At 56.4% G+C, this 18,673-nt stretch carries 15 protein-coding genes; 4 read left to right on the plus strand and 11 right to left on the minus strand.

What is annotated here, in order from left to right; genetic code table 11:
- Positions 1–316 precede the first annotated feature (316 nt).
- The 7 genes from PHC90_06930 to PHC90_06960 form a co-directional block, all read right to left on the minus strand.
- Entirely contained in the window at positions 317–715 is a 399-nt protein-coding gene (locus PHC90_06930; GenBank protein MDD3846083.1) for a hypothetical protein, read from the minus strand.
- 183 nt (positions 716–898) lie between these two features.
- Positions 899–2,065: an MFS transporter gene (locus PHC90_06935; GenBank protein MDD3846084.1), complete on the minus strand. Its 1,167-nt coding sequence runs from the start codon at positions 2,063–2,065 to the stop codon at positions 899–901.
- The gene (locus PHC90_06940) at positions 2,062–3,264 is read right to left on the minus strand and encodes an aminopeptidase (protein MDD3846085.1); all 1,203 of its coding nucleotides are present in this window, start codon (positions 3,262–3,264) and stop codon (positions 2,062–2,064) included. The genes PHC90_06935 and PHC90_06940 overlap by 4 nt, the downstream gene beginning before the upstream one ends.
- A complete protein-coding gene (locus PHC90_06945) occupies positions 3,257–3,628 on the minus strand; it encodes a hypothetical protein (protein ID MDD3846086.1) in 372 nt (123 codons plus the stop codon). Before PHC90_06945 ends, PHC90_06940 begins: the two co-directional genes overlap by 8 nt.
- A gap of 37 nt (positions 3,629–3,665) precedes the next feature.
- Positions 3,666–5,156 (minus strand): AmmeMemoRadiSam system protein B, encoded by a 1,491-nt coding sequence (amrB, locus tag PHC90_06950; GenBank protein ID MDD3846087.1) that lies wholly within the window; start codon positions 5,154–5,156, stop codon positions 3,666–3,668.
- Positions 5,153–6,259: an AmmeMemoRadiSam system radical SAM enzyme gene (amrS, locus tag PHC90_06955; GenBank protein MDD3846088.1), complete on the minus strand. Its 1,107-nt coding sequence runs from the start codon at positions 6,257–6,259 to the stop codon at positions 5,153–5,155. Before amrS ends, amrB begins: the two co-directional genes overlap by 4 nt.
- Before the next feature lie 56 nt (positions 6,260–6,315).
- Entirely contained in the window at positions 6,316–8,583 is a 2,268-nt protein-coding gene (locus tag PHC90_06960) for a fused MFS/spermidine synthase (GenBank protein MDD3846089.1), read from the minus strand.
- 151 nt (positions 8,584–8,734) lie between these two features.
- On the opposite strand from PHC90_06960, the gene PHC90_06965 reads away from it, so the two are divergent.
- From PHC90_06965 to PHC90_06980, 4 genes are all read left to right on the plus strand, one after another.
- Positions 8,735–9,151, plus strand: coding sequence for a hypothetical protein (locus tag PHC90_06965; GenBank protein MDD3846090.1), 417 nt, complete (start codon positions 8,735–8,737; stop codon positions 9,149–9,151).
- 74 nt (positions 9,152–9,225) lie between these two features.
- Complete coding sequence (locus tag PHC90_06970) at positions 9,226–11,859, plus strand: hypothetical protein (GenBank protein MDD3846091.1); 2,634 nt, start codon at positions 9,226–9,228, stop codon at positions 11,857–11,859.
- 18 nt (positions 11,860–11,877) lie between these two features.
- Positions 11,878–12,468, plus strand: coding sequence for a DUF1318 domain-containing protein (locus PHC90_06975; GenBank protein MDD3846092.1), 591 nt, complete (start codon positions 11,878–11,880; stop codon positions 12,466–12,468).
- Positions 12,469–12,502: 34 nt separating this feature from the next.
- Positions 12,503–13,192, plus strand: a complete 690-nt coding sequence (locus PHC90_06980) for a tetratricopeptide repeat protein (protein MDD3846093.1) — start codon at positions 12,503–12,505, stop codon at positions 13,190–13,192.
- A gap of 91 nt (positions 13,193–13,283) precedes the next feature.
- Here the strand turns inward: PHC90_06980 and PHC90_06985 are convergent, their stop codons facing one another.
- The 4 genes from PHC90_06985 to PHC90_07000 form a co-directional block, all read right to left on the minus strand.
- Positions 13,284–13,721, minus strand: coding sequence for a hypothetical protein (locus tag PHC90_06985; protein ID MDD3846094.1), 438 nt, complete (start codon positions 13,719–13,721; stop codon positions 13,284–13,286).
- 173 nt (positions 13,722–13,894) lie between these two features.
- A complete protein-coding gene (locus tag PHC90_06990) occupies positions 13,895–15,754 on the minus strand; it encodes a KUP/HAK/KT family potassium transporter (protein ID MDD3846095.1) in 1,860 nt (619 codons plus the stop codon).
- A 133-nt stretch (positions 15,755–15,887) separates the two neighbouring features.
- Positions 15,888–16,370, minus strand: a complete 483-nt coding sequence (gene tsaA / locus PHC90_06995; GenBank protein MDD3846096.1) for a tRNA (N6-threonylcarbamoyladenosine(37)-N6)-methyltransferase TrmO — start codon at positions 16,368–16,370, stop codon at positions 15,888–15,890.
- A 58-nt stretch (positions 16,371–16,428) separates the two neighbouring features.
- The gene (locus PHC90_07000; GenBank protein MDD3846097.1) at positions 16,429–18,615 is read right to left on the minus strand and encodes a heavy metal translocating P-type ATPase; all 2,187 of its coding nucleotides are present in this window, start codon (positions 18,613–18,615) and stop codon (positions 16,429–16,431) included.
- Between the last annotated feature and the right edge of the window lie 58 nt (positions 18,616–18,673).

Genomic DNA, 18,673 nt, shown 5'->3' on the forward strand with positions numbered 1-18,673 from the left:
GTGAAACTTTCGCAGCTCCCAATCGATCTTGCCTACCCAATGAACATTCGAGGTAATTTCAAATTTCATAGCCCCTCCTTATTGATTGATAGTCGCTGTCTTGCTCTCATCTTACCCCAGATCATCCTGTGCCTCAATTGACATAGGTCAAAAGCTCCAAGAAAAAACAGTGGGAACCGTTGGAACGGAGAAGATGGAAAGACCCGATCAAAGATGGCAGCCGCTTGGATACGAAGGATTTCTGGATCCAGGATCAAGTCCGGGATGACGACAATTCTCCACTTCGCCTCTCCGGTTCCAAAGGCTCTAAAGGCTTTTAAACTACCGGATGATGTTTTTTCAGCCATTCCCTGATGTGGGGACATTCCCAGGGGAGGGTGCCGCAGTAGCCCGAGGACTGTTTCTTTTCGGGGCAGGAGGAGCAGATCTGCCAGTGGCCGCAGTTGATGCCGGTTATCAGGGAGGAGTCGCACTCGAGGCACCAGAGGTATCCGCAGACAAGGCACAACCCCACGGTAGCGTCGCCGATGGCGTCTATGGTGGAGCAATCCATGGTGTTCGAGTCGCCGCAGTGGGGACAGCGGGAAACCGATGCGCCCCGAAAGTTCTTGTGGGCATCACGGTTCTTTTCAACAGCAAGCAAAAGAGCGTCCCCTATGTCATCGGGGAGAAACTCCCACATCCTCAAAAGAGCACCCGGTATTGCCTTACCCATGGTTTGAAACTCCTTCTCAGAGAATTTGGAGTGGATTATAGAAGCTATTGTATCATAAATGGAACAAGAACCAAATGAGAAGATAATGACCAATTTACCAAATCTCAATAACCAAAGAAAAGACAATAACCAAGTTGATCAAACAAGAAACAGGACAAGGTTGCGTTACCGCCTCCTGTTTGGTCATTGTCTTTTCACGAGGTTTGTCGCGGCGAAGGTGACACAGGCGAGGAAGACCGCGGGGATGCAGATGACGAGAAGGCCCGTCGATACGCGGTAATGGTCGCCGATCCAGCCGATGGCAATGGGGGAAAGGGAGGCGATGGCATAGGACCAGGTGGTCAGCACCCCGAGGGCCAGGCCCCTTGCGCGCGCGAAGGCGAGGCCCGTGAAGGTCCAGAGAGCCCCCATTACGGCGCAGCCCGCAAAACCGGTGAAGAAGGTTACGAAACCCCTGGCGACAGGGTTTTGGACCTTGAGGACCAACACAAGGCACAGGCCCATGACGATGCCGCCGGCAATGCCCACCTTACGGTATCCCAGCCTGTCCGAGATGTGGCCCATAGTCGGCCTGCCTATGAACTGGCCCACGCCCCACAAGCCCGCGACAAGACCCGCCATCGATGACGTCATGCCTATCTCCGTTTTCAGGAAGACGGGGTACCACATGGCAAAACCGAACTCGCCCGATATCTGGAACATGGCAGCGAAGCTAACGAGAACAAGCATGATGAGGCTTGACCTTTGCAGTATGGACGGGTCGAAAAGCTTGCCGCCGGGGTGTGTTTCCCTTTTTTCTTCAGGCCACACGAGGAGAAGCACCGCCGCAAGGACGATGCCCGCGATCCCCGTTACCATGAAGGGGATGCGCCAGCTTCCCGTAAGGTCGAGGAGCCATCCCGCAAGGGCGGGGCCCGTGAACCAGCCGAAAGAGGTGCCCGACGACATGAAAGTGAGATAGAACCCCGGCCTCTCGGGGAAGAGCTCCATGGTGAAGGCGATCATGGGAATGAAAAAGAACCCTTCCACGAGGCCTGTCAGAAAACGGAAAAGGAAGAGCTGTCCCGTGGAGTGCGCAAGACCCGATATGACCGTCAGTGCCGAGAGCCCGAACATGCCGAAGAGAACGACATATCTCCTCCCGAACCTGTCGGAGATGAGGCCGGCGATGATGGGAGTGAACGTATAGCCCCACAGCGAACCCGCCCCGACGATGCCGAGCGTGGTCTTGTCGGTGCCGAAGGCCTCCATGAGGGAGGGGATAAGGGGCCCGAATATCCATCTCTGGGTGAAGTAGAGCACCATCCCCACCCAGCCGATAACGAAGAAAAGGTGTTTGTTCGATCTCAAGGGAGACAGAAGGCACCCTTTTCGTAGATGACGAGTTCCTTGCCGTTCGCAAGGCGGGCAACCACGGTCTTTGCCTCGGTATTGACGAGGTCCCAGTGAAGGGCCGAGTCGTTGAAGCCCAGTTTCTGCTTCATTTCCTTTGTAAGCTTGCCGGGATTGCCGCTGAAGGTGTCGCTGTAGGACGCACCGAGAGCGAGGTGGCAGTTTCCCTCGGGGCCCCCGAAATTCTCGTCGAAGAGGGTGTCCGCCATGAACCGGTCAATGAGGGAGAAACGCCTGTCCGTAAGGGAGAATTCCCCCACCCGTGAGGCGCCCCTGTCCATCGCTATCTGCTTGTTCAGGAATTCGGCGCCTTTTTTCGCATCGGCCTCAACGACCTTCCCTTTTTTGAATACGAGTCGCACGCCCTCGATGTAGTTGCCGCTCCGGAAAGAAGGCAGGTTTGCGTAATAGGTGCCCTCCGTGCCCCGCCAGTCCGGCGAGAGAAAGACCTCGAAACTGGGGATGTTGTGGCCGGATATGCCTGCCCATTTGCGCTTTTCTCCGGGAGTGAGGACAAGGTCGATATTTTTTGAATGCACGCGGAAATAGCGTACCTTCAGGTCGCTGAGCCATTCCTTGATGCGCGTTGCCTCCGCATGAACGGCGTTCCATTTCCCGATGGGGTCCTTCTCATCGAGAAAGCAGGCCTTGACGATCTGCCCGGCATAGGCGGCGGCGGACATCTTCGCCTGTTTCGCAAGACCGGCGGTGGGATAGGTGCACAGTGTCCACCCGTAGGCTCCCCGTTCCTCCCTCCCGTCAAGGATGTCTCTGAACACCTTTCGGGATACGAGGACCCTGCTTACCCGCATGGGATCTATGTCCTTGAGATGGGTAAGGGATTCGGGGGCCCGCAGGAATATTCTTCCGTTGATAGACTCGTAAAGTTCCCTGTCTCCGGGAGGCAGCCAGGCGAGATGCCGGCCGGTGGCCTTTTCATAGAATGAGCGTTCCATGACTGTCGTGAGTCCCATGCGCTGAAGGGGATACATACCCCGGTCGAGAATCTTACCGTAAAGGATCTCCGCGAGACCCGTGGCCGCGGGATCGTACTGAAGCAAAATGACATCGCCTTTCCTGAATCTTCGCTTCCGTGCCGTAAAAAGCCCCCAGAGGAGCACATCGGCGTATTTGTCGAGTGTGTTGCTGTCATACATTTTCTGTTTCCCTCCCGCGTGCCGACAGTATCCGGTAGAGACCGTCGGCGAATCTTTTTCTTGTCTCGGGCCCTTGTTCCTCACTCATCAGATCCCGTGCCCGAAATTTCGTGACGAAATCCTTAAGGTTCGGGTCGCAGCGTGCCCATTCATAGAGCCTCAGAAAGTCCTCCAGAGTGGAAAAATCGTTCGTTGTAGTGTAGAACATGCCGCATTTTGTGCAGATATAACCCTTGAGGGCAAACACCGTGACAGGGCTTCCGGCATCGCTGTCATGCCAGCAGCCCCCCGTGGCATGAGTGAGAAAGCGGTCCCGCTCTTCATTGACGATGTCTGCCGTTGGTACAACAAAACTGATCCTCATCCTTGCCCCCCGGTATGCGCAGTGAATGAAACATCCGCTATTCTGAGAATATCTGCGCCGAAAAAATGTATATCCTTGTCTCCTTGTCCTTCCACGAATCTTCCGGCAGGCCGGCCTTTGCGCAGGTGTTTTGCAGGAATTCCTCCCGGCCCCATTTATACTGAGTGGCAACCTGCGGCAACAGAAGGCCCGCTCTGCCGCCCTTTACGATATACAGACCATGGATGCCCACCTTGATCTCATCCACGGAATTGACCAATTTAAGGGGCGAAAGCACGGAGACCTCGATGTGTATGTCCTTGAGTTCGTCCATGGCAACGGCCCGGAACCTCATGTCCTTCGACGATGCCGCGACGGTCATATCCATCACCGACCTGTAAAGAGGCGCGACAGGCTTGATGTAGCCGATGCATCCCCGCAGCCGTCCGCGAATGGTGAGCGTCACAAAGACGCCCCTTCTTTCGTGGAGTGCCGGTTCTGTGACCTCGATGCCGGGGACGGTCCTCGATGACACGTATTCCTTGAGGGTCTTCCGGGCGATGGCAAGAAGCCGCTTCTTTTCGGCCCCCGTAAGGGGTGAGTCTTCCTTGCTCTCAGGCTGCCAGAAGGCCACGGAACCGTAGCCAACAACCCTGTGCCTGTCTCCCGCTGTATTCCCCGAATTTGTATAGTGAAGAGGCTGTGCCTGTCCGCCCATCTTTACTGCGGCCATCATGGCGGCAACGACTGCCGGCGCACCGCATAGCTCGTTCTCTTTCTTCGACAGGCCTTCGAGGAGCCCATCCGGGTTGAGGTCGGCCATGAGCCGCAGCGTCGACGAGTCGATCCTGACGGCTTCCTCATAGGAATGGTAGTGGGACATGTCAGAGGAGACAAGAAGAAGCACTTTTCCCTTGTGTTGTTTCAGGACCGTCGTGAGGGCGTTGGCGAGGGCCTCGATATCCCGCCTTTCCATGACCCCCGTCAGAAGCGGGACGATCTTAAAACTCTTAAGCGTCCGCTGGAGGAAGGGGAGCTGTACCTCAAGGGAATGCTCTTCGTCGAAAGCGCCGGGAAGACTCTTGACGGCGCCGCAGAGAGACGCCATTTTCCGGCCCATGGCGGCGTCAACGGGCACCTTTCCGAGGGGTGTTTCCCAGCTGCCCGACGGGTAGAGAGCTATGCCCGCAAAGGAGCTGCGATGGCTCGAGCCGAGAAGGACCACCGTCCGTATGCCCTTTCCCCTCACGGCATTGTATGAATAAGCCGCAGTCTTTCCTGAATAGATGTACCCCGCATGGGGAGCGACGACGGCAAATACCCCCGGCGGCACATCGCCATCCTTGTGCGCTTCCCCGAGATAGCCATCAATCATGGTCTGCAGGGACAGCGTGTCTGCGGGATAAAAGGAGCCTGCAAAGACAGGTTTTTTCACCGCCGCGACCGATTGTGCATCAACCCCATGCCCATGCAGAAGGAGAACGCCGATGATGAGCGCCGCCATCAAGGCGCCGCCGAAAAGGGCCCTTTTCCCACGCCGTGTTCTCATGTTGTCCATATCCCTCCGATCCTTGTCCCGCAAGAGGGACACGTGCCGTTCTTGAGGCTCATGCTCAAGACATTGTACCCCGATCTCTGAATGAGGAGTTTCTTGCATTTCGGACAATAGGTGTTCTCGCCGGGATGGCCCGGGACATTCCCGATATAGACGAACGCGAGCCCCGCTTCTATGGCTGTTTGCCGGGCGCCCTCCAGCGTCTTGACGGACGTGGGAGAAACCCCCGTCAGTTTATACATGGGGTGGAAGCGGGAAAAATGGACGGGTACGTCTGTCCCGGCATTCGCGGCGATCCATTCGCACATACCCTTTATCATCTTTTCGTCATCGTTGTAGCCATGTATGACGAGGTTGGTGATCTCCACCCACACCCCGGAGCGCTTGAGCGTCTTTATGGTGGCGAGCACGGGCTCCAGTTCTCCCTCGCAGAGCTTGCCGTAAAAGGAGCTGCTGAAGCCCTTGAGATCGATGTTCACGGCATCCATGTGCCTGCTCAGCGCCTTCAGGGGCCCGGGGTTGATATAGCCGTTGGAATGGGAAACGTTGAGGATACCCTGCTTGCGGGCTAACCTCGCCGTGTCGAACATATATTCGTAAAAGTTCGTGGGTTCCGTGTAGGTGTAGGCGATGCTCTTGCAGCCTTTTCGGATGGCGGCGGCGACGAGGTCTTGAGGTGACAGCGTGATATTGACCGTCTCAAGGGGCGATACCTGGGAGATCTGCCAGTTCTGACAGAACTTGCACCTGAAGTTGCAGCCGGCGCTTGCCACGGAAAAGGAGAGCGTTCTGGGGAGGACGTTGAAGAAAGGTTTCTTTTCCACGGGGTCGATATGCACCGCACACGGCGAAGCGTAGCCGAGGGAATAGAGCTTGCCGGCAATGTTCTTGCGGGCTCTGCAAAAACCCGTCGCATCCTCGGGAAGAGAGCAGCGGCGGGGGCATAGAAGGCAGTCAACACTCTTCCCCGAGCGGGCTTTTCTATAATAAAGCGCCTCGTGGAAGGCCGGCCGGGACCCCTCGGTCACAGCCCGGGCAGTCCCGGAGACGATAAAAGGCGAGAACGCCGCGACCTTCAGGAAATCTCTTCTTTTCATCGTGGCACCGTCATGACGTTAAAGTGTAAAATGCCCCCGAATTTCTTGCTATTATACTACTTTCTCTTTCCCGATAACAGCAGAAGAAGCCCGCAGACCTTTACGGCGGCCAAAAGAAGACAGCTGTTAACGAGACCCATGAGGGGAAAGAGAAAGAAACCTCCCGTTATTCCTCCGATGAAGCCGCCTATCAGGTCGCTGGCGTAAACGGGCCCCACCGATCCCTTGAGGGGTCTTTCCTCATCGTGGAGCGCCGCGGCAAGAGGGAATTCCATTCCGGCAAGGAGCCCCGAGATAAACAGGAGGGCAAAGAAGAGGGGGCGGCCCAACAGACCACCACCCATTTCGGCCTGGCCCACAATGGTAAATATCAGAAGGAGAAGAAGGCACAAAAGCGTCAGCGCGGCCTCTGCCGCCATGAGGGTCCTCGATACCTTTGCATCCGCCGTGGCGCGTCGGGCCACAGCCATGCTGCCTGCTGCCATGCCGGCCATGAGCATGGTGATGAGCATGCCGATCTCATGAAAGACATACCCGTACAACACCTGAAAGACGAAAATGAGCGACAGTTCGAGGAGCATGACGACAAAACCCGTCGTGGAGATGACGAAGAGAACGGGCATTGTCGGGTACCTGCCTTTCAGGAGGAACGCCCCTGCGGCAAAGGCAGCCAGCACGACGAGGAGGGCGGGTACGCCCCGGCGCTCGGCCGTCGCGAAAAGACCTTTCATCGAGGGCGAGTGAAGGGCATTGGCAAAGGCAATGTTGTAATAGAGGCCCTTTGGGGTAAGATCGTGGTTCGCCTCTGCCCGGGACGGCCCGATCGCAGAGAGGAACCATTCCATTTTTTCCGCATCGAGACGGTAGATCAGATGGGGCAGTGAGATGAGTCGCGTGGTGATGCCATAACCCCTCAACCTGCCTTCCAGCTGCTGCGCCGAAAGGTTGATGGTCTTTGCGGACGGGGAGACGAGAAAGATATTCTCTTCCCCCGGCACGACGGCGACGCGGTCGAAGACGCTTCGGGCCGTGGCCATGGCGGACATGTTAATATCCCTTAGCTCACTGCCGTAATAGGTAAGCGAGCCGGGAACGGTAAAGACGAGGATGCCTTCGTCGGCGAGGATGCGCCGCGCCTCCCGGAAGAATTCCACGGTGAAGAACCTGTTAGCCTGCAGCGTTCCGGGCGCGGAAAGCCCCAGAAGGACGACATCATACCGCCGCGTCGGGTGTGCCCTTTTAACAAACCCCCTGCCGTCGGCGTAGTGCAGCTCGACGCGGCAATCGCCAAGCTCCGACCGTACGAGGCCCGAGGGATGGCGGGTTATGGCGGAGAGGTACGCCGGGTCGATCTCCACGTAATCGACACGCCGTACCGTGGGGTACTTCAGGACCTCTCCGATCACGCCGCCGGCTCCGCCATGAATGATGAGGATATCCCGCGGCGCCCCATGAGCAAGGAGCGGGATGTGGACGATCTCCTCGACGCGGGTTATGTCGGGCACGGGCATGGTGGCCGCCGGCAGGCCGTCGGTGAAAAAGGTATACTGGTCCATTGCCCGTGTAACGGCAATATTCTGATAGTGCGAATTTTCGTAAGAAACCACCTCGCGGCCGTGCCACTGCACGGTGATGGACCGCGACTGCAGCCGGTCGTCAAGGCCAAGCGCCAGGAACAAGGTCCAGCCCAGGGCCGCGGCAAGGCTGAGGCCGGCAAGGAGCCTCCTGTGGGCAGGCGCCGCTGAGACGGCCATCACCAGGCAGGCAAGGGGTATGAGGATGAGGATGAGGGCGGCTATCCGGAACGAATGGAGCCAGGTGATGAGGACATAACTTACCAGTATCCCGCCGGCAATGGTCCCGAGCATCTCGTAGAAATAGACCCTGCCCGCCGCCTGCCCTCGCGCTTGTTTCAGGCTCTCGTAGACCCGGCACGATGCCGTGAAAGAAAGACCGTGGAGAAGGCCTACGGGAAGGAAGATAGCCATGGACGCGAAGAATATCCCCGCGATCCCCATGGAGACCTCCGGCGGAAGGCCCAAGATGACCTTGAGGGTGCGGATGCAGTAGACACCCGCCGGGAAAGCGAGGCTGAAGACGAGGTTGGCGGCGATGAAAGCCTGCGGTACCCGTGAGACCCGGCGCGGCCACCGGCCGCCGATGCAGGCGCCGAGAGCTTCCCATAAGATCCAGGAGCCAATGGTGAGGCCGATGGAAAGCTCGTTCCCACCGTAGATGATGAGGCTCTCCCTGATAAGGACCGTCTGCGCGACGATTCCCGAAAATCCCGTGACGATAAGAGCGAATACAAGGGGTGCGATCATGACCCGCCTCTTTCTTTCACATACCATAGCGGAAGGAGGGGAGAAAAACAAGAAGAGACGCGATGGACGGCGATCCACCACCTGTTCTGTTGACTCTTTTCCTGTAACGGGATATAGGATAAGAAATCAAATTAAGAAAGGGGAGCAGTCCATGAAAAAGGCTTTGATTTTCGGGTTGGTAGTGTTCTGTGCGGCGGTGGCTCTTTTGACCACCGCTGTAAAGACGGATGCGCAGGTCCTGTCCAAAGAGGTCAGTGTGGCGGAGATCCTGTCCAATCCTTCTCAATATGATCAGAAGACCGTGACCGTGACCGGTTATGCATTTATTGTCCGCAAGAAGAAGGACCGCAGCGGCAACCCGTGGATGCTTATCAGTTTCTTCGATCCCAAGGACAAGAAGAAGGTCATAAACGTCTTTGGTCCGGGACATCCGGCAGCCCGCAACGGGGATATCATCAAAGTAACGGGCAAATTCAAGGCGAAATCGAAACGCGGACGGTACACTTTTGACAACGAGATCCAGACGACAAGCGATAAGGTCGTGGTGGTTGCCAAAGCGACAGGCTGAGATGACTGAGGACAGACCATAATCTGGCCGGGACTTCCAGCGAGTTTACGTGCTATAATGAACTCAGGAGATCCGTGACGAAGAAGAGGCTTGTTCTTAGCGTTGTCATTCTGATCGCACTTTTTGCGGCGGGGCTTGTCCTTCTGGCCAGGACCCCTCTTCTCGTGCGGTCCGCCGCCATGGTGAGCGGGCCCCTTTTCGGTTATGACATGGAGGCGGAATCCTTTTCCTTCTATCCCCTGAGGGCGGACCTGAAAGGGTTCAGTGTTGCCGATACGCGAAGGGGCAACTTCCTCTTCACCAGTTCCCGCGTGAGTGTTTCATCGAGCCCGGGGGCCGCCTTTAAGGGCAACGTCGAGCGGGTCCTTCTCAAGGACCCGAAGATACGCATCCGCCTTGGCGACAAGAAAGAGACCGAGACGGACCTGTCCTTCATCCGGAAAATACCGCCCGTGCATCTTCTGACCATGGAGAACGGCGAATTCACCCTCTTCTTCAAAGGTTCTCCCGGAACCGTCACCCTTAAGAAGATCGATCTCACCGTGAAGGATTTCTCGCCGGAGGGCGGCGGGGCGCTTTCCTTCACAAGTGCTGTCGTCATCGACGGGCCGGGCGGATCGAAGATGAAGGCGACGGGCAGGTGCAAAGGCAGGCTCGACCTGACGGGGATCCTTCCCGACATGCTCGGGAAGGGGGCCGTCGACATCGACATAGATGAAGGTTCGGCGGGGGATGTGGCACTGCAGGGAATGAAATTCACCCTCCCCGTTCTTTTCGAGAAGGACCGCATCATCATCTCGAGGGCCGCCGCACTCATCGAGGCGCTGACCCTTGCAATGGACGGGAGAAAGGCCGAACTCAGGAAGGGACAGCTTGCGATGAACGCCTCTTACACCGCCAGGTCCGGGCTTATCTCATCGGACAGCCTGCAGGTGACCATGCCGGGCGTGGGCACCGTGAAGGGCACGGGACGGATGACCCTCAAGGGGGCTATGCCCTTCAGCGCCGTCCTCGAAACGCGGGAGCTCAATTTCTCCAGTCTTTTCAGCATGGCAAGATCCTTCCTGGGCCAGGAAGAGGCGAAGAAGTGGTCCATCGAGGGGTCGGGTTCCTTGAAGGCCCGGATGGAGGGCAGTCTTGGCGGGAAGTCCCCCTCCCTTTCGGGGAGTGTCACCATGGATGTGAAGAAGGGAGGGTTCTCCTCTCCCGACGGCTCAAAGGCCGCCCAGGGCATCACGGGTTCCGTCATTCTCAATTTCAGCTTTCCCCGGGGAGATGACAAGGACGCCTCCATGAAGATATCGTCCCAGATGTCTTCGGGAGAATATCTTTGGGGAAAGTATTACAAGGACCTCAAGAAGGAGCCCTCAAAACTCACCTCGAAAACGGATGTGACCGTAAGCCGCAAGACGGGCTCGCGTATCAAGGGGACCTGCGATCTCTTCAACACGGGACGATATGCCTACGACGGTTTCTTCGGAACGGGGCAATGGGGTTTTCATCTGACTGCGCAGGATGTCGCGGTGAAAAGGATAGTGTCCGTTTTTGCCGCCGATTATCTGGCGCAGACGGCGCCGGCGCTGGAGGGCATTGAGGCTGACGGGAAACTCGACGCCGATATATCCGTTACATCGACGGACAACAAGCTGGCGACAAAGGGCAGTGTGAAGCTGTCGACGGGGTCTTTGAAGCTTCCGGGAGCTTCGCTGGGCGTCGCGGCCGTCGACATGGATGTGCCCTTTGACCTGACTGCGGCAGGGGGGACGGTCGTTCCCGCCCAGGGGGGACGGTTGGGTATGATCACCATCACCGGTTTCACGAAGGGGAGCTACAGCCTGCCGGAGCTGAAGATACCTTTCATGGCTTACGGCAGCGACGTGGCGGCAACAGGGATCATCAGCCTGCCTTTTTATGGCGGAGCCGTCCGCATAAGGGGCCTTGCGGCGAAGGACATCCTCGGGCCGTCGCCGAGGCTCGTGTTCGGAGCCCTGGTTGAAGGCATAGATTTCCCCCGGCTGCTCAGCGAGGCGACGGGTCTTACCTTTCCCGGCACCGTCAAGGCCCGCTTTCCCAGCGTTGCCTATCAGAACGGGGAAGTGGTGACGCAGGGGAAGACGGTCATCGACATATTCGGCGGCAGGATAGAAGCGGTGGACGTGTACGTGAAGGACCTCTTTGCGTCGTCGAGAAAAATAGGCGGAGACATCCTCTTCAGAGATATCGATCTCGGGAAGATAACGGATACGATCAAGGTCGGTAAGATAACGGGCATCATCGAAGGTTCCGTGAAAAATCTCGTCATCGAATACGGTCAGCCTTCCCGTTTCATTTTCGACCTCGATACGGTAAAGAAATGGGGGGTGTCCAGGAAGGTCTCTGTGGATGCCATCGAGAACATATCGATCCTCGGTACGGGCTCCGGCGGGATAGGGGCGGTGCTCAAGAGCGGGCTCAACAAGTTCTTCAAGGAATATCCCTACAGCAGGATCGGCATACGGTGCACGCTGGAGAACGATAATTTCAACATCAGGGGTAAGATCGTCGAAGGAGGGAAGGAATACCTCATCAGGCGCGCCTTCTTGAGGGGCATCGACGTGGTGAACAGGGACCCTCAGAATATGGTAAGCTTCAAGGACATGCAGGAACGCGTCGGCAGGATCTTCCACAAGGACGAGGACGGCGCGGGTCCGACGATAAAGGTGAATTAAAGGACGAAGGAGGATACAATGGCCAAAAAGTTGCGTCATCTTGCATTGGGTTTCATGATAGTCTTTGCCGCCTGTGTTACCGTGAACATTTACTTCCCGGCCGCAGCCATCCAGAAGGCCGCCGATGAGATCGTCGACGACGTGCGGGGCACGAAGGACGAAAAGCAGCTCGAGCAGAAGAAGAACGACAAACAAAGCAGCATCATGGATTCCATACGGGGGTTCATCGGCCCCAGGGAAGTGCACGCCCAGATCAACATAGAGGTTTCAACCCCGGCGATACGGAGCCTCAAAGAGGCCATGAGGAATAACTTCCCTCAGATCAAACCTTTCCTTGACAGGGGCGCCATCGGGGAGAACAACATGGGTCTTCTGGAGCAGCGCGACGCGGGGAGCCTGAACCTCAAGGAAAAGGCCGACCTCAACCGCTTCGTGGGCCAGGAGAACAACAATCGCAGCGTTCTCTACAGTGAGATCATGAAGGCGAACAAGCTGGGCGCGGACTCGCTGCCCAAGATCCAGAGGATATTCGCCAACAGCTGGCGTGGAAAATCCCAGCCCGGCTGGTGGATACAGAACGATGCCGGAGGATGGGAAAAGAAGAGGTAGCCCCGCTTTGAGCGAAAAAGGGAGGCTCGATCATATGCGCACGAATACGGTATTTTTGAAGGTTTTCGTTCCTGTCGTGTTGACCGCCTTTCTCTTTTCCTGTGCAGGGGCTTTCATAAGTCCGGCGGTGCGCGCCGACTTCGAGACTGGTCTTGCCCTCTTTAACCAGGGAAAGTTCACTGAGGCTCTCCCGCTGTTTGAGAAGGCGACGGCGGCCGAGCCGGATTACTACGAGGCACAGCTCTACCTCGGCAGAACGTACCTCAGCATGAAGAACTTCGCGAAGGCTATCCCTTCCCTGCGGGCGGCATACCGGCTTTCGCCGCAGGATTTCAAGGGTCAGATCGTTGATATCCTCATAGACGCCCTTCTTGGGGCGGCCTTCGCGGAGGTCAAAAAGGGCAACTATGAAGACTCCCTGTCGTACCTGCGGGAGCTCATGTCCGTGGAGCCCAGGGCGGCGAAGGTCAAGGAAGAGATCTCAAGCGCGCTCGTGGCAGTGGCGATGTCCCTTTTCATGAAAGGAGAGGTCCGCGATGCGGTAAAGCTCTTCAGTGATGCCATCAAGGAGAACCCCGACAACGCAAGGGCCTACCTGGGCCTTGCAAGGGCTCTCCTGAAAACCGGTGCCATCCCTGACGCGATAGACGCGGCCCGAAAAGCGCTTTCCCTCGATCCCACGAGCAGCGAGGCGTTCAACGTGATGAAGGATATTATGAGATAAAAACAGCAGGGAAGGGCCTGACCCCCGAGGTTTACAATGGACATCGGTGGGTCAGGCTCCTGTTTTTTCTTCAAGCATTCGGGATTTGGATCTACTTCACCTGTGCCGCTTCGGTCTTGGCCAGCGCTATTTTGGCCAGCGCGAGCTTCTTGTATTCCTTCTTGATCTTCTTCGTGTCACCGGCCATAATCGCCTTGTGGAGGTCGCCTTCGAGTTCGGCAACTTCCAGGAGCTTGTAGTAGTCGAGAAATTCTTTGAGGTGGGCGATGACTATCTTGCCGGTGACGAGGGGATGGTTGTTCGTCACGTTGGCGTCCTTGAATGTTATTCCGTGTTCAAGTTCCACCTCGAGCCCTCTGCGAAACTCCGCGGGGTCTATCTTCATCTTCGTGTCATTGACGGCTGTGAGGACGGCCTTCGCCTCCTTCGGCAATATCTTCGCCGTCTTCAGCTTCGTCCAGTCCCTGATCTTCAGTGCCTTGCAAAACTTCTGAACCTCTGCCTTCGTAATGTATTCCGGAATCTTCATTATAACCCCCTTCTCAGGTATGCGCTGATACAGGCATTGTAGCACAATAGAGGTTCAAAGGGGAAAAGATGGTTTCAGGTTTCAAGCAAGAACAACGTGAAACCGTCTTTTCACGGATATACCTGTCCCGTGGGACGGACCATCCCCGCTTGAGAAGCGAATTATATAGTCTGCTATATCTCTATCCTTGTGGTGACGCCGTGGAGTTTGTTGGAGGGGAGATCGTGGAACTGGACGAAGGGCAGGGCCAGTTTTTTCATTATGGAGAACATTTTCCACAAAAAGTTTCGCGTGTAGATCTCTTCCAATCCATAGAATATCCCCTTTTCATTCGTGATCCCGGCGTCCTCCAATATCAGGCCTATATCGACCACCTCCATGTACCCCATTTGTATTTCAAATGACCTCAAGCCCGGGGCAAGGTCCTCTTTGAAGCAGCTCTTCAGTCCGAAGGGTTCGTCGAGGGTGACGATGGAGACGAGGATATTCTCCTCGTAGATTATATTGTTCATGAACATGGTGTGCACGATATAGGCGGGGATCCTGTGGGAATTGCGGGCAAAGAAGAGCGCGGTTCCTTTTATCCTGTTGACGGCCTGATATACCTCGTTGTAGCTGTGGAGGAAGATGTCCAGTCTGAGAGGGCGGATGTTCCGGTAGAGTTTTCTCTGGCCGGCTGTGTAGATGAGGATCATGGCAAGGGGAACGGCAGCGATGATCAGGGACCAGTAGCCGCCGTGAGGGATCTTATATACGTTGGAGACCAGGAAGGTGACGTCGACAAGTGTCACGAGAAAGGCTATCAGGGCTTTCCCGTACTCCTTTCGCAGCCAGAATATGGAGGTAATGAGAATTCCCGTTATCGTCATGTCGCCGGTCACTGCAAGGCCGTATGCGGCCGCTAGCTGCTTGGATTCCCTGAACTCGAACATGATGAAGAGCACCGAGAGGAGCAGGAACCAGTTGACGAAACCTATATATACTTGGGACCTCAGCTCCGGTGACGTATATTCTACCCTGAACATGGGCATCAGCCGTGTATTGATGCCCTGGTAGACAATGGAGAACATGCCGCTGATTATCGCCTGGGATGCGATGATGGTTGCCAGTATGCTGAGGACGAGAAAGGGTATGTAGAGCAGGAGAGATTGGTGGAACATCATGCCGAAAAGGATGGTCGTCGATTGAGCGGGGTTGTTCAATATGAAAGCGCCCTGTCCGAGGTAGTTGAGGAGAAGGGCAAAAAAGACGAAATACCATGCCCGGATGATGGGTTTTCTCCCCAGGTGCCCCATATCGGCATAGAGGGTTTCTGCTCCCGTGGCACAGAGGATCACCTCGGACAATACAAAGAACCCTGCGACCCCGTTCTTGTAAAGGAACGTGACGGCATACCAGGGGTTGATAGCCTTCCAAACGGAGGGGAACTGGATGATGGATACCACGCCGGAAATGGCAAGGGCCATGAACCACAAGAGCATGAGGGGCCCGAATGCCCCGGCGACCTTTTCCGTGCCCTTCCTCTGAAATCCGAAGAGCACTATGGCGATCGCCCCCGCTATCAGGATGAGGGTGGTCTGCCTCGTCTCCTGGAATCCGGGAATAAGGAGGATGCCTTCGACGGCGCTGAGGATGCTTATTGCGGGAGTGATGACGCCGTCGCCGACAAGCAGGGATATGCCGATGAAGGCGAGTATGGTGACAAAGACCGCCCCTCTCCCTGACCTCAAGAGACGGATCAGTTTGCCCCGGAGAATGATCGTCCCTCCCTCGCCTTTTTCGCCGAGGCTCATGGCGAGCCATGCGTACTCGACGGAGACCAGGATCACAAGGGTCCATATTATAAGGGAAAGTACACCCATAACGTTATCGACGGTGGGTTTCAGGAGGAGGAAGATAATGGTAAGGGTATAGATGGGGCTTGTGCCGATGTCACCGAAAACAAGCCCAAGGGATTTTATCACCGCCCGCAGGTCATCGATAACCCGCTGCCGGCGACCGGGTTTTCGCGCCGAGATATCGTTGTTTTCCATTTATGTGCTAATGTTACCCTTAATTTGTCGGAAATTCAACTCAGACCCCGTCATGGAGCAGGCAAAATGGCCTTCCCTGCCCGCGAAGGTCTCTGGCCGGAAGCCCCGGACCAGAGGCGGTTCCGGTATCCTTCTACTCGATGCCGGGAGGTTTTGGCCTGTCCTTTTTGCCTTCGAACCATCCCTCGCTGGCATGGGGAAAGCAATCGAAGCGGGCGACATAGGGTTTGATGTCAAGGAGGGGAGTGCCATCGAGGACATCTATGCCGGCAACCTTTAGCCTGCCGGAATCCCTGCCGAGAAGTTCCACGATGGTGAGCCCGAGGCAGTTGGGCCGCGCAGGGTAGCGGCACGCGAATATCCCGTGGGGTTCGTCGTCGAGCAGCACGGGCCGCACCAGTTCAACCCGACCCGCCCTGTCGAAGGGATAGATAAGGAATATATGGGAGAATCCCTCGATATCCTTGAGCCCTTTTTCATACTCCTCGTAGATCTCTATCGACCCAACCGCGTCGGGCCGGAATCTTCCCTGTATCGGTGCTTCCTCTTTTGTCCTGAAGGGAGAGTGGATGACCCCGATCGGCCTTACCACAAACTCCATGCCTGTGTCGTTCATTCCGTTCCTTTCCGGAAAGACCGTTCCATAACTTAGAGCCTGGAACGCTCCTCCCTGTTTAATCTCTGAAAAATTTTAATCTCAGCGAATTGCTCACGACCGATATCGAGCTTATGACCATCGCGGCCGCGCCGAAGACGGGTTCCATTCTTATGCCGAAAAAGGGGTAGAGAACGCCGAAGGCAATGGGGATTCCCAGGGTGTTGTAGATGAACGCCCAGAAAAGATTTTGCCTGATGACGCGCAGGGTCTTCCGGGAAAGCTTGATGAGACTGACCAGTCGGGACAACTGGCCTTTCATGAGCACCACGTCCGCCGACTCGATGGCGATATCCGTGCCTTTTCCCATGGCGACGCCGATGTCGGCCGCCGCGAGGGAGGGGGCGTCGTTGATGCCGTCCCCCACCATGATGGTTACCCCGCTCTTCTTGAAATCCTCGACTATGGCCGCCTTCCTGTCAGGGAGGACGCGGTGGAAATAACGGTCGATGCCGATGCGTTCGCTTATCGTCTTTGCCCCGTTCTGGCTGTCACCCGTGATCATGACGGGTTCTATGCCCATCTCCCGGAGCTCCCTTATGACATCGGCCGCCTCTTCCCTGACGGTGTCGCTGAAGGTGAGGATTGCCAGAAGGCCCGTGTCGCTCCACAGAAGGACGGGTGAAGCGGCTGATCCTTCCTTTTCCTCGTAGAGGCGCATCGTCGTGTCGTCGAGACTGCGCCCTTCCTCCTCGTAGAAGGTCCTGTTCCCCATCCGGTAGACAACTCCTTCCATCTCCCCTTTGATGCCCCTGCCGACAACGGCCTCGAAGGCTGCGACGTCGATGGAGGGGATGTCCGATTCCCGTGCCTTTTTCCTGAGGGCCTCGGAAAAGGGGTGTTCCGACTGTTTCTCCAGGTTGAAGGCGATACGGAGGATCGCCTTCTCGTCGACCCCGCCAAGGGGAACGATCCCGGCAAGGACAATGACGCCTTCCGTGAGGGTGCCTGTCTTATCGAAGAGCACATTTCTTGTCTTGTTTGTCAGTTCCAGCGCCTCGGCGCTCTTTATGAGAATTCCCCTCTTGGCCCCGGCTCCGGTGGCGACCATGATGGCAGTGGGGGTTGCAAGCCCCAGTGCACAGGGGCACGCGATGATGAGGACGCTCACAAAGGAGAGGACGGCGTTGGTTATCCTCGGTTCGGGACCGATGAAGAACCATACAACAAAGGCGCCGATGCCGACGAGGATGACAATGGGAACGAAGACGCCGGCCACCCTGTCCGCGAGGCGCTGTACGGGGGCCTTGGTGAACTGTGCTTCCTCGACGAGGCGTATGACCCTGGCGAGGACCGTATCGGAACCTATTCTGGTGGTGGTGACCGTGATCGAGCCCCTGCCGTTGATCGTTCCTCCTATGACCTCGTCATCGGGGTTCTTATGCACGGGCATGCTTTCGCCTGTGAGCATGGATTCATCGACATACGTGGAGCCCTGGAATACTACGCCGTCGACAGGGACCTTTTCTCCGGGCCGTACAAGGACCCTGTCGCCAACCTCCAGGGAATCCGTGGGCACCCGTGTTTCGACGCCATTCTTAAGGAGCACGCATTCCTTCGGCGAGAGTTCGTAGAGCAGCTTTATGGCGGCATAGGTCCGTGTCTTCGCCTTGGATTCGAAATATCTGCCGAGGAGAATGAGGGAGATGATCATGGCGCTGGAGTCGAAATAGGTCATCGTCGATACGCCGGTGGCGCTTATTATATGGGGGAAAAAGGTGACGAATACACTGTAGAAGAATGCCGCCGATGTGCCCACGGAGATGAGGGTGTTCATATCGGCGGTAAAATGTTTAAGGTTAATGATGGCCGATGTGTGGAAGCGGAGGCCGAAATAGAACTGGACGGGGATGGTCAGCGCGAGAAGCACAAAGTTGTTGTATGGCAGGACCATCCACATGGAGAAGACCATGATGGGGACGCTCAGCGATACAGCCCAGGTGAAATCCTTCCTCAGTCCGGCCTCTTCCTTTCGCGCCCGCGCCGTAACGTCCGATTCCATGTCCACGTCATACCCGATATCGCGGATGAGGGAAATAACCTGTTTCAATTCCATGTCGGTCTTCGGGAGAATGACCGCCTTTTTCAGAGGGAAATTGACACGCGCCTCCTGGACGCTGTCCATCTTGTTGAGTTCTCTCTCTATCCGCGCGGCACAGGCGGCACAATTCATGCCGGTGATGGGAAGCTCTATCCTTTCAGGCATTCTTCTTTCCTCGTCCTCTCCCGCAATCTTGCAGATAGTATAGAACAGCATCCCGTGA

This window comes from Syntrophorhabdaceae bacterium (assembly GCA_028698615.1).
Taxonomy (GTDB): Bacteria; Desulfobacterota; Syntrophorhabdia; order Syntrophorhabdales; family Syntrophorhabdaceae; genus Delta-02.

Bases quoted from the DNA above. Each gene is read 5' to 3' on its own strand.
- PHC90_06930 (MDD3846083.1), bottom strand. From the start codon at position 715: ATGGGTAAGGCAATACCGGGTGCTCTTTTGAGGATGTGGGAGTTTCTC.
- PHC90_06940 (MDD3846085.1), bottom strand. From the start codon at position 3,264: ATGTATGACAGCAACACACTCGACAAATACGCCGATGTGCTCCTCTGG.
- PHC90_06945 (MDD3846086.1), bottom strand. From the start codon at position 3,628: ATGAGGATCAGTTTTGTTGTACCAACGGCAGACATCGTCAATGAAGAG.
- amrB (MDD3846087.1), bottom strand. From the start codon at position 5,156: ATGAGAACACGGCGTGGGAAAAGGGCCCTTTTCGGCGGCGCCTTGATG.
- amrS (MDD3846088.1), bottom strand. From the start codon at position 6,259: ATGAAAAGAAGAGATTTCCTGAAGGTCGCGGCGTTCTCGCCTTTTATC.
- PHC90_06960 (MDD3846089.1), bottom strand. From the start codon at position 8,583: ATGATCGCACCCCTTGTATTCGCTCTTATCGTCACGGGATTTTCGGGA.
- PHC90_06965 (MDD3846090.1), top strand. From the start codon at position 8,735: ATGAAAAAGGCTTTGATTTTCGGGTTGGTAGTGTTCTGTGCGGCGGTG.
- PHC90_06975 (MDD3846092.1), top strand. From the start codon at position 11,878: ATGGCCAAAAAGTTGCGTCATCTTGCATTGGGTTTCATGATAGTCTTT.
- PHC90_06980 (MDD3846093.1), top strand. From the start codon at position 12,503: ATGCGCACGAATACGGTATTTTTGAAGGTTTTCGTTCCTGTCGTGTTG.
- PHC90_06985 (MDD3846094.1), bottom strand. From the start codon at position 13,721: ATGAAGATTCCGGAATACATTACGAAGGCAGAGGTTCAGAAGTTTTGC.
- PHC90_06990 (MDD3846095.1), bottom strand. From the start codon at position 15,754: ATGGAAAACAACGATATCTCGGCGCGAAAACCCGGTCGCCGGCAGCGG.
- tsaA (MDD3846096.1), bottom strand. From the start codon at position 16,370: ATGAACGACACAGGCATGGAGTTTGTGGTAAGGCCGATCGGGGTCATC.
- PHC90_07000 (MDD3846097.1), bottom strand. From the start codon at position 18,615: ATGCCTGAAAGGATAGAGCTTCCCATCACCGGCATGAATTGTGCCGCC.